Source organism: Mycobacterium sp. E3247 (genome assembly GCF_001667785.1).
Taxonomy (GTDB): Bacteria; Actinomycetota; Actinomycetes; order Mycobacteriales; family Mycobacteriaceae; genus Mycobacterium.
The window spans coordinates 15,761-33,019 of record NZ_LZJG01000266.1 but is presented as its reverse complement, the minus strand read 5'-3'; the positions used below and the strand labels follow the sequence as shown (position 1 = coordinate 33,019).

Here is a 17,259-nt window from a genome sequence, read left to right as displayed (position 1 = left end):
CGAACCCTACGCGAACGCCGCGGCCAAGCGGCGCCATTGCTCGCGGGGGAACTCGCGTTGGTCGGCGGTCAGAACCTGGATGCAGACGTGGTCTGCTCCGGCTGAGCGATGGTCTTTCACCCGCTGCACAATCGCATCTTCGTCGCCCCACGCGATGGTAGCGTCGAACAACCGGTCGCTGATCTCCGACAAGTCGTTCTCGCTGAAGCCGGAGCGCACCAGGTTGTTGGCGTAATTGGGGAGCACGACATACGTACGCAGCCACTCCGCGCCGATGGCCCGCGCCTGCGCTCGGTCGTTGGCAAAGATGACCGTCTGCTCGGGGGCCAGCAAAGGCCCTTCTCCGAGCGTCTGTCGGGCCTGGCCGCTGTGCTCGGGGGTGGCGAGGTAGGGATGGGCGCCGCGGGCACGGGTGGCCGCCAGTTCGAGCATCTTGGGGCCGAGCGCCGCGAGCAACCGGTTCTCTATGGGCACGGGTCGTGGTGCGTCGTCGATGGCGTCGAGGAATGCCTTGGTTGCACTCAGCGGCTTGCTGTAGCGGACAGCCGCTTTGGCATCAACGATGGGCGCGTGGCTGCAGCCGATTCCGAGCAGGAGCCTTTCACCATAAGCCTCGGTTGCCGACGCATACCGAGCAGCCGTATCGGCGGCGTCATTCAGCCACAGATTCAGGATTCCCGTGGCGATTGTGACCTTCGTGGTTGAGGCCAACAACTGTTCGGCTGTGTCGAGGATCGGACCGCCACCGATATCGGGAATCCACAGGGCGGTGAAGCCTAGATCCTCCAACTCCGCGGCAGCTTCGGCAGCTTTGCCGGGATTGCCGTACCGCAGATGGGTACTCCATATGCCGACGCCCGATAGGTCCATCCGGCATCCTTTCCGATCGCGAAGTTCTGCTTCGATGAGGGTCCAAGTAGCGTGTCGCCCGGAGTGCCTCAGACTTCAGTTGATATTCGCCGAGCCCGAACTGCGGGCAGCTGCCGTGACGGATGTATGACGCAGTTCGATCTCCGTCGGAATGAGTGTGCCGGGGGTCGCATTGGTGGCCGCGTCGGGTGACCGAATCGAATCTCAGCTGCGATTGGAATCGATCCACGCGGTGTTCTTGTCCAGCCGTGGTTCAGGCGGCAGCCCGAGAATTCGCTCGCCGAGGATGTTGCGCATGATCTCCGAGGTTCCACCCTCGATTGAGTTGGCCAAAGACCGCAACCACACCTTGCGAACATCACCCCGACCCTGTGGCGTCGCGTACTCCGGGGCCACATAGTCGTATCCATCGATCTGCAGCCCGTCAGATCCGCAGAGGTCGACACAGCACTCGTAAATTGCCTGATTGAGCTCAGCCATTTGCAACTTGGCGATAGAACCCTCAGGCCCCGGACCCTGGTCGCGCGGTCGACTGGCGCGAATGTTGGTGAGTCGCGCCGCTTCGGCGCGGGACCACAGGAGCATCACCCTATCCAGCGCTTCCTCGCCGACATCCTCTCTGGCCAGAGCTGAGTCGTAGATGTCCAGAAGCTGCCTGATCGGGCCGGTGCCTCGTTCGACGATTCGCGCGCCGAGCGCCACTCGCTCATTGGCGAGAGTTGTCATGGCAACCCGCCACCCGTCGTTGACCCGACCAAGAACGTTCGCGACTGGAATGCGTACGTCGGTGAGGTAGACCTCGTTGAACTCGGCTTCTCCGGTGATCTGCCGTAGCGGTCGGACCTCGACGCCCGGCGACCGCATGTCGACCAGAAAATAGGTCAGACCCCTGTGCTTCGGTGCTGCAACGTCAGTGCGCGCCAACAAGATCGCCCAGGAGGCGACGTGACCCAACGATGTCCAGACCTTCTGGCCGTTGACGACGTACGCGTCACCGTTGAGCACTGCCCTTGTGGAGAGGGAAGCCAGGTCAGATCCGGCACCGGGCTCGGAAAAGAGCTGACACCAAATCTCTTCTCCGGAGAAGCAGGGACGCAGGTAGCGGGCTTTCTGTTCCGCTGTTCCGTGCTCTGCAATCGTGGGGAGGGCCATTCCCAATCCGATGGTATTGCGGCCCTCGTGGTCGTCGGCGCCGGCCGCTGCAAACGCGTTATCGACGACCTGCTGCATGGTCGGGTCGAGGCTACGACCTCCTAGTCCCTCCGGCAGGCTGACGAGGGCCAAACCGGCGTCGAATCGGGCCTCACGCATCTTCCGATCGCCCATGCGGTCATCCGGGTGGGGGACGGGATACTTGCCGAGGAAGTCGGCGACGGCCTGGGCGAGCGCTTCGGTGTCCGTGTGGTCCTGTGTTTGATCCTCCATGACCGGGGTCTGTCCATCGCCGGCTCCGATGGACCGCTCCGTCTGGTCAGGATGTCCAATACCGAGCAGCCCTGCGAGCCGCGCACGGTGATACGAGGGTGAGCCGAACAGCAGCTGGGTCGACTTGGCCCGCTTTACGTAAAGGTGGGCCGAGTGCTCCCATGTGAACCCGATGCCGCCATGAATCTGGAGCGTCTGTAGTGCAACCATGCGGCAGCACTCTGAGGCTACAGCTTTCGCGAGACTCGCTGACTGCGACACCAGATTACTGTCCGCAGGGCCGTAGTTTGCGGCCATCCACAGTCCGTGGTACACAACGGATCGCGCACTCTCAACGGCTACCAGCATGTCCGCGCACCGGTGTTTGATCGCCTGGAATGAGCCAATTGCACGGCCGAATTGTGTTCTGGTTTTGGCATATTCGACTGCCAACTCCAGCTGCCGCGCGGAGGCACCTAGTTGCTCCGCCGCAACGTAGAGCAGCGCCAAGTCGTATGTCCGGGTCATCGATCGAATTGCGTCGTCACCAGAGCAGACGAGGCGCACCGGCGTCGCGTTGAATTGCACGCTAGCCAATGGTCGTGTCTGATCGAGCGGCGTCAGTGACTCGATAGCGAGGCCAGGCGCTGTCGACTCGACGACGCCAACAACAGGACCATCAGCGGAAGCTCCCGCAACCAGTACGAAATCCGCGGCGGTTGCCTCGACGGCGACAGGGACACGACCGCTCACTGTCCATCCGGCATCCTTGTGCTGAATTCTCAACTGAGACTTGGTGGGCGACGGCCCCTCCCAAACCAAAGTGGCGGTGCGATCGCCACTCACGATCGCAGGTAGGAAATCCCTGCAGGCTTCGGAATTGCCGGACTCGACGATCGCCGTGGCCACCAGCCCAACGGTAGATAAGAAGGGTGCACAGAAGAGCTTCCGCCCCATCTCTTCAAATGCAATTCCCACCTCCACGGGACCCGCACCGCTTCCACCGTGTTCCTCAGGTATCGCGAGTCCTGTGAGACCTAATTCTGTCGAGAGGCGATGCCAGACCGGCGCGTCGTATCCCGGGCTGGTGCCCATCAGATTTCGAACGTCTTGTTCGGTAGAGAATTTGGCGAGGAAAGCATGAATGATCTCGCGAAGCGATTCTGCACTTTCATCGGGCATGTAGTTCATCGATTGCCTGCCGTTCGGTGTAGCTGACGGGGCTTTTCGTGCTGCAGTTTGGTTGGATACATCAACGATCAGACGCTGGAGACGTGAGATCAGAACACCGAGTAGCCGCCGTCGACCACGACAGCATCGCCGGTGTGGAAGATCAACGTCGGATCGGCGAGAAAGACTGCGGGCGCCGCGAAGTCGCCGGCGGTTCCCCAGCGTCCAGCGGGCGTGCGCGCAATCGTGGCGTTGACGAACCGCTCGTTTTGCTTGCCCATATCGAGCATGTCGGTATCAGACCATCCGGGAACCAAGGCATTGACTCGGATTCGGTCAGCCGCGAGATCGATCGCCGCCGAGCGGACCAAGCCCACGAGGCCAGCCTTCGCCGCCGCGTAACTCGGCGAACGGGGAGCCCCGAATGTCATGGACGTCGAACCGACGGCGACCAGAGCGCCACCGTTCCCGAATGCGACCATATGGCGAGCCCCTTCGCGGAGCGTGAGGAATACCCCGTCGAGGTTGATGGATTGCACACGGCGCCACTCAGCGAGGCTTGTGTCGATCAAACGAGCTCGGGCGAAGATGCCGGCGTTGGCGAACACACTGTCGAGTTGGCCAAATCGTTCAGCAACTGCTTGGAAGGCGTTGACGACATCATCTTCGAGTGCGACATCGCATTGCCATGACGCAGCAGAGACGCCAAAACTCTCGAGTTCCGCACACGCGCGTTCGTTGGCCTCTGGTCGTCGCGCGAGGATCGCTACGTCCGCGCCGGCCTGCGCCACACCCCGTGCCAGCGCCAATCCAATACCCGCATTGCCCCCGGTGATTGCTACGACCTTGCCGCGCAGTGGCGATGCGGTTTGTTCCGAATTGCGTTCTCCGACATCGAAGTGCTGACGATCGCTTGGCAAAGTGGGGGACATATGTAGGCCTCCGACGAGACGAAGAAGCAGAGACTTCAGGAATCTAACATATTAGTTTCTCAGGATCGGCGGCCAGCACTCCCTTGGCGTCGAGATGCGCAATCAACAGCTCGCCGCACTGTCGCCACATCGCGGTCTGCGCGTCGCCTGCGCGGTCCGCCGCATACGGGCCGCGGCCGAAAGCCACCTGCAACACCCTGGTCCTCGTCTCCTCGATCAACTCCACTGCGCCCTCGACCGATTCGACGAAATACATCGGCGGAATGAACCGGCTCATGCTGTGCAGCACAGCTCGAAGTCGACGATAGGGGCCAGCCTGGTCGAGGACGTACATGTAATCGTTCGCTGCCGTCACCAGGTCGTCGCGGCTGTTGGCATTTGCCATAGCTTCGTCAACGGCTCGAAGGCGATCTAGCGCGGGCTTGTAATTGGCCGCGACTATGAGGCGGAGCGCATAGCCGTGGAGGCGGCCGTGGAGCTCGGCATCTTCGCGCAAGAGGTCGGCATCCACTGGTTGCACATAGGTTCCGCTCTTAGCCTGTGCTACCACTAATCCGTCGTGTTCGAGCTCGAGGACTGCGTCGCGGACCGGTTGGCGACTCACCTCTAGGATCTCTGCGATTTGATCAATGGGGAGCTGGTCACCGGCGCGCAGTATGCCGTCGAAGATCAGTGTGCGGATGTAGTCGGAGGCCACCACGGCAGCCCGGACCTGCCGTCCGGGTCTCCGTACAACAGAAGGCGGTAGCGTCTCGATTAGGCGAGCGGGGCGCCGCCCCTTGGACCTTGATTCCTCACTGGACTTGGTCATCAGGAACCGTTGTCCTGCTGTCGCTCAAGGCTCTTGGTCGGCATCAATCTTCCTAACTGGCAGGAACTCGGTTCGACTCGCTCGTGGAGAACTGAAGCATTGGATTCTGTAATACTAGTCAGTTACTAGCATGTTAGTGTTCCTTCGCCCCGGAGATTTCGGGGCCAGGAGCGCGTCTAGGTTTGCGGCCCCAGGAACCAGTGGACGGGCGCTTCGGCGAACCCCCATCTCGGCGAGGAGTGACTCTGACCATGACTAAATCGTTCTCCGCTCTCACAGCTACACGTGAGGGCGGCCGGGTTCTGCGCAGGCTGGAGCGCCTGACGGCGGACGACTTGCCGGCTGATGGCGTCCTGATCGATGTCCAATATTCGAGCGTCAACTACAAGGATGGCCTAGCGACCATCCCGAATGGGCAGGTGGCGGCTATCTCTCCGCTCATTCCCGGGATCGACCTCGCCGGGGCAGTGGTCGAGTCATCGGACGATCGGTTTCGTGCGGGGGACCTCGTCTTGGCCCACGGGTACGGTATCGGCACCGCTCGTCACGGGGGATACGCAGGCCAAGCCAGGGTTCCAGCTGATTGGCTCGTCGCATTGCCGGAAGGTCTAAGCCCGCGAGATGCGATGGTGATCGGGACGGCCGGCTTTACCGCGGCGATATCGGTTGTGGCGCTGGAAGAACATGGCATCACGCCTGATTCTGGCCCCGTGGTCGTCACCGGTGCGAGCGGTGGTGTCGGAAGCTGCGCCGTCGCCATCCTTGCGGACCGTGGATACGCTGTAACCGCTACGACGGGAAAGGCCAGCTCCGAGGCTCTCCTACGTCAGTTGGGAGCGGTGGAAGTGCTGGGTCGAGACCGCTTCGGTCGCGACGCCGACAAACCACTGCGTCGCCCACGTTGGGCGGGCGCTGTGGATTGTGTCGGCGGCACCACCCTAGCCAATGTGCTATCGGAGATGGACCTGGGTGGTGTCGTTCTGGCGAGCGGTCTGACTGGTGGCTTCAACCTGCCCACCACGGTGTTTCCCTTCATCATGCGCGGTGTGACGCTGGCGGGCATGGACTCCGTTCAACTCGACATCGAACGGCGCCGCAATATCTGGGCCAGACTCGCAACGGACCTACGCCCCGCCCGCTTGGACGCGATCAGCGCGCCTGAAATAGCGCTAGAAGAGCTCGATGGCGCTCTGGACGCCATCCTTGCGGGGGATGTGAGCGGACGCGTCGTCGTGCGGTGTCAGGCCTAGGCCGATCGCAATCGTGCGGCGGGCTCCGAACATTGCAACCACGAGCTCACCAAATCTACTGTACGTAGTAAAGCTGATGTGACATACTAGAAATCAGCCAGCCCTCAGTGTGGTGCTTGGCGGCGGCCCAAGTTTGTCTTGACGAGAGGGAAAACGTCACATGAATGACAGCATCCTCGCCGACCCGGCGAGCCTTGGGTTCGCAATGGTTGACGCCGACAATCACTTTTACGAGCCACGAGATTGCTTCAGTACGTATGCCGATCCAGGTGCGAAGGACTTAATCTTCCACTCTGAGGATGTTGACGGCGAGGAGCAGTACTTCATCGCAGGGAGGCGATTCACCTACCTGGAGAAGCCATTCGAGGACATTCAGGTGAAGCCGGGGGCTCTCGCCGAGATGTTGCGGTCTCGGTACCGCGAAATTCCGCCGGACAATGATGAAAATGTCGGGCCGCGGCACCCTGATTTCGAAGGAAGCTCAGCATTCACTCCGATGCATCCCTCCTGGCAGAACCGCGATGCTCGCATCGCTGTTATGAACAACCAAGGGGTGCAGGCATCGGTCATGTTGCCGACCCTTGGCGTCACTGTCGAACACTTTGTGAAGGACAACCCCGCGGCCACTTACGCAAACCTGGATGCCTTGAATCGCTGGATTCGGGAGACGTGGGGTTTCGCCTATCAGGACCGGATCTACTGCCCGGCCATGGTGTCGCTGCTCGATGTCGACGAGGCCGTGCGTCAGGTCGACGAGGCGCTGGCTCACGGCGCACGCTTCGTGTCGATGAAGCCAGGTCCCGTTGCGGGACGTTCGCCGGCCCACCCAGACTTCGATCCTGTCTGGGCGCGCTTGGAGGGAGCCAAGGTTTCGGTGATCTTCCACGTGGGTGAGGCTGGTTACAATGAGTTGTTCTCCGCTGCGTGGGGTGAAGCGGCCAATCCCAGTGCTTACCGCGCATCCGCATTCCAGTGGTGCAACTTCATGGTCGAACGACCGATCATGGATACCGTCGCCGCACTGATCTTCCACAACCTGTTTGGCAGGTTCCCGGGGTTGCGCGTGATGAGCATCGAGAACGGCTCCGCATGGGTTCCGTACCTCCTTCACACGATGGACAAGAAGAAGGGGATGGGCCGCAATGGCCCGTGGCTTGGCGGACGTGTCGCCGGTCGGCCGAGTGACATCTTCAAGGAACACGTGCGGATCACGCCGTTCCCCGAAGACGACCTTGACGTGTTGATCGCTGAAATCGGTGCAGAGGCTGTGCTTTTGGGATCCGACTATCCGCATGCGGAAGGACTCGCCGAGCCCGCTGACTTCGTGCCTCTGCTCAAGAATCAGTCTGAGCAGACGATCAAGTTGGTTCTCAGGGAGAACGCCTTGAAGTTGATCGAGGGAACCTGGTGAACGGACTTGTGCTGTATGTCGGCGTGATCCCACGGAGTGATTCGTGATCAACGCGCAAGTTGCGGTGCAGGCGACCCGCTTTCTCCATGTAAACCTCAACACCGCTTTACCCGATGCGTCGGTGAACTGGTATACGTCGCAGCTCGGCTTGCGAGTTGGCATGAAGACGTTGTCGCGCATCGAGAACACGCGTGGAATGGGCTTCGACCACCCAACCGAGGTCAACGCACGTTTTGCATTCGACCACAGAGGCGGCAGGCGTGCGCTTGCCCTTGAGATCGTTGAGTGGCTTACCCCGCCGACCGTCGATTATGGTGCGGTCGATCACGAAGCGCTCGGCATCGCAGCGATTGGATTCCTGGTTCCGACCGCGCATCCATTGTTCCAATCATCGCCCCGCACAAGGCGTTTGCTGGGGAACGATGGTGAGCAACTGGTGGCAGCGACCGTTGTGGATCCGGACGGTGTCCACGTTGAGTTGGTCGCCGATCCAACAGTGGAAGCTCCTGAGTTCTCCTACGCGCGTATCAACACTCATGATATCGGAAGATCAGTGGCGTTCTACGAGACCATCGGCTTCACGCCAAGAGGCGGTCGCAGAAACGCGACGTGGCAAAGCGCGGCAGGACCCGGCCGGGCTGTCGAGATTCAAGCGTTGCGACTGCCTGGCGGCGCTGACTTCTCCCTTCAGCTGACGACATCGTCATCTGAGCGCGATGCCGGACGGACCGCCAATGCTCGCGGTCTTTTCCGTATTGCGCTCGCAGTTGACGATATTGAGGCGGCGGTGAAGGCAGCGCGCGCGAGCCACATCGAGGCGTCGGACCCGGCGTGGGTGCCACTGCCTGATACCCCGAGGGAAGGTATCGATGCATCCTTCTTCAGCGACCCTCAGGGAGTAATGGTCGAGTTCGTAGGTGTTACTGAAGCAGCCGTCGAAAGGCGGCCGTGACCTTGAAAAACCATAATTGTCCGGCTGTAGGTTCGAGACTGTCAGCGAGGTTCTGATGACGCAATTCAAAGACTATGATCCCCGGTTGTCGCCCATCACGATCCACGTCAAGTCCATGGCCTCGCCGCAAGAATACTTCGCAGCGAAGGCCGGCGACGTCCGCCACGAATACCTGGATGGCGTTCACGTGCTGTATCGCCACGAGGATATTGTCAAGATCAACCGCCATCCCGCCGTCCTCGGAATGGGCGCTGCCCCGAAGCGCATGTTCGCCACCGGCAGTCCGTTGATTCCGCTGGAAGTGGACGGCGAAGAGCACAGGAAGTGGCGTCGTGTACTCGATCCCATGTTCTCGCCCAAGAAAATGGCAGAGCTGGGCGAGTCAGTGCGCGCGCTGGCCGGCGAACTCCTCGATCAGTTCGCGGCAGACGGCTTTGCCGAGCTGCACGATGCCTTTTGTGTCCCACTGCCGTCACTGACGTTCCTTCGCCTCGTCGGCGCCCCGGTGTCGGACCTTGACTTTTTCATCTCGTTCAAGGACGGCGTCCTCCACCCGGAGGGGGAGACCCTTGAGGAAATGAATGTGAACATGCTTGAGGCGGGTACCAAGCTGCTTCAGTACTTCGTTACTTTCCTCGCGGAGCGTCGCCAGGATCTCGAAGGTAGAAACGACGTCATCTCCAACTTGATCCGGACGGAAGTCGATGGTGAACCCGTCACAGATGACCTTCTGTTGCGGATCCTCTTCTTGTTCATGTTTGCGGGCCTGGATACCGTCACAGCGTCACTGTCGTGCGTATTCGCCTGGCTTGGACAACATCCCGAGGAGCGGGATCGACTTGTCGCTGATCCTTCGCTGATTCCCGCAGCGACCGAGGAGATCTTGCGGTACGAGTCTCCGGTGCCCTCCGGGCTTCGGTATCCCTGTGAGGACATCGACCTCGGGGACGGGCTCATCGTGAAAGCCGGCGAGACGATTCATACGCTGTGGTCAGCGGCGAACGTCGATCCGACCTTCCACGAGGATCCTCTTCGTGTCGACTTCGATCGTGGCCGCACGAACCACATTGTGTTCGCGAGCGGTGCGCATAGGTGCCTTGGATCGCACTTGGCCCGACTGGAGATCCGGATCGCAGTCGAGGAACTCCTCGCTCGCGCACCCGATTTCACCACCGACCCCAAGGAACTCAGGTTCGACAACGTCTCGGTGCGTGTGGCCAATCACCTGCCGATCAAATTCACCCCCAAAACCGCGGGAGTCTGACCAGAGATGCCATCAGAGTTTGAAACTGAGCTCGTGGCAGAGGGTCTCTTCACTTGGCCCTCGGATGAGCCGCAACTTATTGGGTCGGAGCGCGACGGCGTCGTCTCGTTTCCGGCGCGGCCGGGCGACCCGACCGTCCTTCTGCATCGGCGTGGAAAGCTCTGGGGGTTTACGACCCAAGAGTTCCGGCCGCCGTCGCCACCCTACGACGGTAACGACACTGCTGACACATTCCAGCCATTTGCAATCGGCTACGTCGAGTTGGATGGACAGCTTTTTGTGCAGTCCCGATTCACGGTGTCTGACCCTTCGCAGCTGCGCATTGGCCAGGAAATGGAACTGCGAATCGTTCCGTACACCACCCGTTCGGACGGCACTGAGGTCCTGACATTCGCATTTGCCCCGGTGGAAGGGAACTCTAATGACTGACGTCGCGATTATTGGGGTCGGGCTGCACCCGTTCGGCCGGTACGGAGACAAACTCTGCTTACAAATGGGGGCAGAGGCGGCCCAGCAAGCCCTTGGTGATGCAGGTATTCCATGGTCGGGCGTCCAGCGCGCATACGTGGGTAGCTTCGAGGTAGCCAGCCCGGATGCAGTGGTCGGCTGGCTCGGGCTGACGGGTATCCCGGTTCGCGGGGTGTTCAACGGATGCGCCACCGGCGGTACGGCACTGCAGATGGCTGTCGAGGCAGTGCGTCACGGGCAGGCCGACATCGCCATGGCCATCGGCATGGACAAGCACCCGCGCGGCGCGTTCGCCGCCGATCCATCAATAGTCGGGCTGCCCAGCTGGTATGGACGTACCGGACTGTTCATGACGACGCAGTTCTTTGGCACCAAGATCAATCGCTACATGTACGAACACGGCATCTCCGTCGAGTCCCTGGCGCGTATCGCCGCCAAGAACTTCGCTAACGGTGCGATCAATCCAGATGCTTGGCGGCGTAAGCAGGTGTCGGCCGAAGAGATTCTGGCCTCCGAAGTCGTCAACTATCCGCTCACCCGGCTTATGTACTGCGGCCCCGATGAGGGGGCGGCCGCGGTGGTCGTGTGCCGCGGCGATCTCGCCAAGAAGTACACGGATACACCAGTTTTCGTGAGGTCGTCGGTACTTCGAACCCGGACTGACGGCGCGTTCGAAGTACAGAGCCCGTCGATGCCGCTGAAGTCCGACCACAGTCCGACTGTCTATGCCTCGCGGGCGGCCTTTGACGAAGCGGGAATTGGGCCCGACGATGTCGACGTCGCGCAGCTACAGGACACCGACGCCGGTTCGGAGCTGATCCATATGGCCGAGAACGGGTTCTGCGTTGACGGGGAGCAAGAGAAATGGATCAGCGAGGGTGTCACTGAGATCGGTGGGCGTCTGCCAGTCAATACCGATGGCGGATTGATGGCCAACGGTGAACCGGTCGGTGCATCGGGTCTCCGGCAGATCCGTGAGATCGTGCTACAGCTGCAGGGTCGCGCCGGGGAGCGCCAGGTTCCCAACAATCCCAGGGTCGGCTATACGCATCTCTATGGCGCGCCGGGCGCTTCAGCAGTATCGATACTTTCGCGATAACGCACAGCCTCCAAGCTTCACCCTCCAGCAACCAGCTACATCCAGATCGAAGGACTACCATGATCGAGAACACTATCGGCCAATTGCCTTACAGGTTAATTGATTACGATCAACATCTCTACGAGCCGCATGACTGCTTCACAAGGCACATGCCCAAGGCTAAGCTCGACACCTCGATCTACCCGGTCAAGACTCCGAGCGGTCAGCAGGTGTTGTTGGCCAATGATCGGGTTGTCACGGGTTTGGAACGTGAGCAAAGCGATATGGCGTACCTCCCGGGCTCGCTCGTCGAAATGCTCCGGCAGAGAGCATCAGGGAACGCCTCTGACGCGGAGCGGTTTTTTGAGCCGATTCAGCCGGAGTACCTGGATAGGGATGTGCGGTTGCGCCAGCTCATTGAGCAGCAGATCGAGAAGACGATTCTCTATCCCGGCTGGGCGTTGATGGCCGAGGCGTTCCTTGACGGCATCGATCCGCTGTACGACAACCTCACGTCCTACAACAAGTGGATCGCCGAGGATTGGGGCTTCCACTACAAGGACAGCGTGTACGCCACGGCGGTGTTGTCCCTGCGCGACCTGGATAGGGCCGTGGCCGAGCTAGACCGTGTGCTTAACCAGGGAGCGAAGTTCATTCTTCTGCCCGCTGGCCCAGCGTATGGCCGCAGTCCGGGAGACCCGTACTTCGATCCGTTTTGGTCCCGGATCAACGAGGCGAAAGCCGTTGTCTGCTACCACATCACCGAGTTTCACTATCAAGAGAATGTGGCCTCGCATTGGGGTTGGCAAGTTGGCCCGCCTTTCCAGTTCTCCGCGTGGCAGTGGCAGAACACGTATGGCGAGCGGCCGATAACCGATACGTTGTCTGCACTCATCTTTGACAACCTGTTCGGTCGCTTCCCCAACATTCGGGTGTTGGTCAGCGAGTACGGTGCCGCTTGGGTGCCACACTTTGTCCGGCATATGGATAAGAGTCGGGGGATGGCACGGCTGGGCAAATGGCTGGGCGGTCCGTTGACGGAGCGTCCGAGTGCGATCTTCAAGAAGCACGTTCGTGTTGTTCCGTACCCTGAAGACGATACGGTCGCCATCGCCAGTCAACTCGGTGGAACCGACGCGCTTGTGATGGGATCGGACTGGCCCCATGCCGAAGGCCTGCGTGAACCGGGCGAAATGTTCAACCTGGTAGAAGGATTGGGCGACGCCGCGCGTAAGCACTTCCTGCGCGACAACGGACTTGAGCTCCTGACTGGATGACGATCGCCTGCTCACGACAAGCGCGGCGGTGGTGGGCACGTTCCAAAAGGAGGTCGCCCAGGTGTCGTTGACAACGTGGACTGCTTTTGCCAACCACCTGGGCCGGGGATGACGGAGACCTGTGTGAGCAACGAGTTCGGTGGCGCTGTTGCGCTCGTCACGGCGTCAGCGGGTCCTGGTATTGGACAAGCCACTGCACGTCGCAAGTGCTCTCAACACGCTGACAGGTAGCCTCGCGCATGAGGGCGGGCCTCGCGGTATCCGCCCACCGTCGCGATGGGAATGGTTCGGGGCGCCAAATTGATTGACGACCATCCCGAATTGCTTTCGAGGCCGGAAGCTAACCGACCGATGGACACTTTCTGATGATGTCGCGAGGCGATCGCGTCCTTGGCTGGGCCGCAAGGGGGCAATATCACCGGCGAGGTGGCCAACGCGACCAGCGGTTCCTACATGCGCAGCCGAGCCCCACTCAACGGGAACCGGCGACAGTCCATCTCCGGAGCTCGATGGGGATCCTCGTGCGTGCGGCCAGTGTGCGCGCTGGTAACTCAGGAGAAATCTGAAGGCGGTTGGTTTCCCCAAGAATTCCACGAAGTCACCTTCTTGGGTGATCGGTTCTTTGCGCGGGCGAATGTGCCCTTGGTGTATGCGACTGGCAAGAGTGCGACTTGGGCGACATTGTCGGGTATGTCGAGTAGTGCTGCGACTTCGTTCTCGTACTTCAGATGCACAGTGGTGAACACGGATCCCAGGCCGCGGCTGCGCAACGCCAGCTGAAGTGACCAGATCGCCGGGATCACCGAGCCCAAGTACCCCGACCACTGCGAGATGGGAGCGCCGGGCTGCAAACGACCCTTCAGGCACGCGATGACCAACACGGGGACCTCAGCCAGATGGTCGGCCAGGTAATCGGCAGACGAGTACACGCGGCGTTGTTGGTCCTGTCTCTCGGTTGGCAGGCCGTCAACGAATGAGTCAATGCTTTCGTACTCGGAGCGCCAACCCTCGCGGTAGTATTTCGCGATCTCGCGCCGCTTTTCAGGGTCGTTCACGACTATGAACCGCCAGAGTTGGATGTTCGTTCCGGTCGGAGCTTGCAGGGCGATCTGAAGGCACTCATGGAGCACAGCCGGCTCGACGGCACGATGTAGATCGAGCCGTTTGCGTACCGCCCGTGTGGTGGTCGCGACCTCATCGAAATCCATCCGTGCCCCTATCGAATCGCCAGAACGACCGCCGCCTCATGCCCTCACAGCGAAGGCCGCAGCCGACGGGGAGAGTCATGCTTGGCATTGGTCTCCACTCCTGCGACTGGGCGGGGCGAGGGCCCGGGACGCGGCCTTAATGTATAAAACTATCTACCAGTATAGAACGTGTCCGCAATCACGTTACGATGTACTGTCGGTGCTACAGCGATAGCAGCGCACCTTGATTACTAACGCCGAACTCGAGGAGAATCGTGGCGAGTCCGACCGAGAGCCCGCTGGCACCGTTCAACGCGTCGTTCCCGGGCGACGACATGGGCCGCTACTTCTATGAGCCCGGGATCGAGACGGCAAGCCGCGAGGAGATCCATGCGTGGCAGGAGCGGCGCATCCTCGAACTTGTGCCGTATGTGTGGGAGCGGTCCGGTTTCTATCGCGAACATTGGGGCGGCGCTGGCGTGCAACCGAGCGACATCCGATCCCTAAACGACTTCTTCGCCAAGATCCCCACGTTCAGCAAAGCTGATCTCAGGGGGTATCGCGAACGCACGGGTGATCCCTTCGCCGGGATCCTATGCGTGGATCGAGCGGAGCTGTCCTCCATCACCTCGACTTCCGGCACCACGTCGTTGCCCGAATTCCTTCCCGAGATCTGGGATGCGGCACCGCCGCTGCCCATGACGTCCACCCGCGCGCTGTGGCAGCTCGGGCTGCGGCCAGGTGATCGCGTGCTGGTCGCGCCGGGGGCGTTTCGTGGGTTCTGGGACGATTACTACCGCCTGCTTGGCCTAGTGCCGGTGTACATCGACACCTGGATCGGTGAGGGCGAGCGGGTCCTGAACGCCGTCAACCGTCATCAGGTCGCATACCTTCAGTTGTTCATGCCGATCGTCATGGAGTTTGAGGCGCTCGAGGCGAAGTACGACATTCGCGACATGCTTTCATCACTCAAAGGCGCCTCGTTCGCAGGCCAGCCGCTGAGCGCCACTCTCGCTCGCAAGGTCCGCGACGAGTGGGGGGTGCACTTGGTGACGTGGACAAGCGCAGGTGACACAGGTGGCGCATGGGAGGGCAATGAACGCGATGGCTACTTCCTGCAGGAAGATACCGTGCTGGCCGAGATCGTTGATCCGGTGACAGGCGTACCGGTGGGCGAGCGCGAGACGGGTGAACTCATCGCGACAGACCTCGACAACGACGCCGCCCCCTATATCCGATTCCGCTCCGAAGATCTCGTACGCGTCAGCCGCGAGCCGGCCATCAGTGGCTGTACCCATACACGAATCTGGGTCATGGGCCGGGCTGGTGACCAGATCCGGATCGGTGGTAAGACTTTTGTCCTGTCAGATATTTGGGCGCCCATAGAGTCGTTACCCGAATGTGCAGACGCGATCTTCCAGATCGTCAAGTACGCCGATGAAATGGGTGCTCTGCGCATCCGGATCGGATATGCGCCCGAACGCACGGCCGACATCGACGAACTGCATAGCCGCGCGGTGCTCACGCTCAAGAACGCCCTCGATGTCGAGGTGGAAGCCGAGCTGATGGCCGTTGACGAGCTGATGAAGCACTCGACGAGTGTGGCGAAGTTCCTCAGGGTGGTCAAGGAATGAACGAAAGCGCGGGAGGCAAGTTATGAGCAGAGCGACCATGGCAGCGGCGTCGGTGACGGTTCCGCGTGCCAGCCTCTATGGCATCGGTTCGTGTCGGGTCGGCACCGAGTTCCGCGACTTCGAGATCGGATGGGATGAAGTCGATCGTGATATCGAGTGGATGACTGCACTCCTGCGCGAAGCCGGTCTAAAGAAGGGCGACCTGGCGCAGATTACCCTGCCGAATTGGGAAGGGCCTTGGTTCACTCCCCTCATTGCCGGGCTAAAACGCATCGGCGTGGTCGTCGCGCTGGCCGAGCAGTTCTCGTGGGATGCGCGTCGCGTCGCCCATTTCGTCGGGAGTCTGCGTCCGCGTGCTTATTTCGGTCTGTGCGCGGAGACGCTCCAGGGGTTGCGCGGGCTCGAGATCGACACCGCGGACCTGTTGAGCGATGTCGAGATTATCTGGGCGCGTCACGATGCGCTCGCTGAGACCCCAAACCTGGGCTTTTCGGCGCAGCCGCTAGTGCCGCTGGGCCCTGCCCTGGCTGTTGGTGTCCCTGGTGTGGGCGCGGTCGTGAACACCGGCGAGTGGGAAATACGCACCGCGGAGGGAGAATTCGTAGTGTCGACGGCTTCCGATCGCGCTATGCGATTCACCGATGTCGGCACGGGTATCAAAGGAACCGTCGGCAAGCAAACCGAACTTGGCACGACCGTCGAGTTTGAGTTCTGAGCGTGACTGCAATCGGGTAGGGTGCCGGACCCCGTGGCGCTGGCGGTGGCGCGCGATGAATGGATCACCTCAGAGAGGGCCGTCGCAAAGGCCAATCGCACCGTCAGCACGGAGCGGTGACCTGAGATTTGCAGTCTCGCGCAAGCCGATCTGCTCGCGTGGAGTACGCGTACACCTCCCAGGTTTCAGCTAGGCCGTCGATGAATCGCCCTACCGCGGCCGGTGATCAATGTCCGCAGGTCGGGCATCAGGCGTGGCAGCGCCCAGTCACCCATCGAATTGCATTGCGGGGCATGGCGCCGATCCGCATTCGCGCCTCCTGAGCGCGAATCCGCCTCGGACGGGTCCGAGTGATGAACGCAGGCTCGCGGCAAACACGACGGCTGTCCTTTCGGGTATCGCCGGCATGAAGTGGCGCGGTTGCCCGTCGCACGAAAGAAATAGATAGATGTTTGCTTCACCTCTTCAGAACTCAGCTGTATAGTGTCCACTGACTAGAAGTGCGGTGTAGCGCGCATGGAGGGCGGGCCCATGACTGACGTATCAGAAGCCCCAGTCAGGTTTTCGCGTTCGGCGCCCATCGCGGCGTCGCACCCCGGCGGTGTCACACCGACTTCGTCTCCAAACGGGCCTACTGCCAGTCTGCTTTGCTGCTCGCGGCGCAGGAGCGCCTGTGGCCGAACGTCTTGCGGCTCGCCTGCCGCCAGGAGACGTCAAACCCGCGGCGGACGTGGTCACGGGGAATTCAACGGATCAACACGCGAACACCATTCAGGAGCAATCGATGTCTAAAGTGCACCGCGCAGTGAAGCAGTACTTGGGAACGGGCGTTGACG

At 61.0% G+C, this 17,259-nt stretch carries 14 protein-coding genes; 9 read left to right on the top strand and 5 right to left on the bottom strand.

Translation table 11 applies throughout. The features are described from left to right. Positions 1-6: 6 nt before the first annotated feature. The 4 genes from A9X04_RS14955 to A9X04_RS14940 all read right to left on the bottom strand — a co-directional run bounded on the left by A9X04_RS14955 (position 7) and on the right by A9X04_RS14940 (position 5,073). A complete protein-coding gene (locus A9X04_RS14955) occupies positions 7-870 on the bottom strand; it encodes an LLM class F420-dependent oxidoreductase (protein WP_067921638.1) in 864 nt (287 codons plus the stop codon). 204 nt (positions 871-1,074) lie between these two features. Continuing rightward, a complete protein-coding gene (locus tag A9X04_RS14950; RefSeq protein WP_067921636.1) occupies positions 1,075-3,465 on the bottom strand; it encodes an acyl-CoA dehydrogenase in 2,391 nt (796 codons plus the stop codon). Between the two features lie 89 nt (positions 3,466-3,554). Further along, positions 3,555-4,376, bottom strand: coding sequence for an SDR family NAD(P)-dependent oxidoreductase (locus A9X04_RS14945; protein ID WP_082962319.1), 822 nt, complete (start codon positions 4,374-4,376; stop codon positions 3,555-3,557). A gap of 43 nt (positions 4,377-4,419) precedes the next feature. Next, positions 4,420-5,073 (bottom strand): GntR family transcriptional regulator, encoded by a 654-nt coding sequence (locus tag A9X04_RS14940; RefSeq protein WP_068051587.1) that lies wholly within the window; start codon positions 5,071-5,073, stop codon positions 4,420-4,422. Between the two features lie 365 nt (positions 5,074-5,438). Between A9X04_RS14940 and A9X04_RS14935 the strand changes: the two genes are divergently transcribed. The 7 genes from A9X04_RS14935 (at position 5,439) to A9X04_RS14910 (ending at position 12,887) form a co-directional block, all read left to right on the top strand. Continuing rightward, positions 5,439-6,437: an acryloyl-CoA reductase gene (locus tag A9X04_RS14935; protein WP_067921707.1), complete on the top strand. Its 999-nt coding sequence runs from the start codon at positions 5,439-5,441 to the stop codon at positions 6,435-6,437. A gap of 160 nt (positions 6,438-6,597) precedes the next feature. Next, the gene (locus tag A9X04_RS14930; protein WP_067921631.1) at positions 6,598-7,848 is read left to right on the top strand and encodes an amidohydrolase family protein; all 1,251 of its coding nucleotides are present in this window, start codon (positions 6,598-6,600) and stop codon (positions 7,846-7,848) included. 43 nt (positions 7,849-7,891) lie between these two features. Next, a complete protein-coding gene (locus tag A9X04_RS30440) occupies positions 7,892-8,800 on the top strand; it encodes a VOC family protein (protein WP_156764360.1) in 909 nt (302 codons plus the stop codon). Between the two features lie 55 nt (positions 8,801-8,855). Further along, positions 8,856-10,064 carry a cytochrome P450 gene (locus A9X04_RS14925; RefSeq protein WP_067921700.1) on the top strand — a complete coding sequence of 403 codons (1,209 nt, stop codon included), beginning with the start codon at positions 8,856-8,858 and terminating at the stop codon, positions 10,062-10,064. Positions 10,065-10,097: 33 nt separating this feature from the next. Then, the gene (locus A9X04_RS14920) at positions 10,098-10,493 is read left to right on the top strand and encodes a Zn-ribbon domain-containing OB-fold protein (RefSeq protein ID WP_369828961.1); all 396 of its coding nucleotides are present in this window, start codon (positions 10,098-10,100) and stop codon (positions 10,491-10,493) included. After that, entirely contained in the window at positions 10,486-11,631 is a 1,146-nt protein-coding gene (locus tag A9X04_RS14915) for a thiolase family protein (protein WP_067921623.1), read from the top strand. The genes A9X04_RS14920 and A9X04_RS14915 overlap by 8 nt, the downstream gene beginning before the upstream one ends. Positions 11,632-11,690: 59 nt before the next feature. Next, entirely contained in the window at positions 11,691-12,887 is a 1,197-nt protein-coding gene (locus A9X04_RS14910; protein WP_067921620.1) for an amidohydrolase family protein, read from the top strand. A gap of 551 nt (positions 12,888-13,438) precedes the next feature. On the opposite strand, the gene A9X04_RS14905 is transcribed toward A9X04_RS14910, so the two are convergent. Next, a complete protein-coding gene (locus A9X04_RS14905; RefSeq protein ID WP_067921617.1) occupies positions 13,439-14,095 on the bottom strand; it encodes a nitroreductase family protein in 657 nt (218 codons plus the stop codon). A gap of 254 nt (positions 14,096-14,349) precedes the next feature. Here A9X04_RS14905 and A9X04_RS14900 point away from each other — a divergent pair, with 254 nt between their 5' ends. Together A9X04_RS14900 and A9X04_RS14895 are read left to right on the top strand one after the other, a co-directional pair. Then, complete coding sequence (locus A9X04_RS14900; RefSeq protein WP_231984151.1) at positions 14,350-15,708, top strand: phenylacetate--CoA ligase family protein; 1,359 nt, start codon at positions 14,350-14,352, stop codon at positions 15,706-15,708. 22 nt (positions 15,709-15,730) lie between these two features. Next, entirely contained in the window at positions 15,731-16,423 is a 693-nt protein-coding gene (locus A9X04_RS14895) for a hypothetical protein (protein ID WP_067921614.1), read from the top strand. The last annotated feature ends 836 nt before the right edge of the window (positions 16,424-17,259 follow it).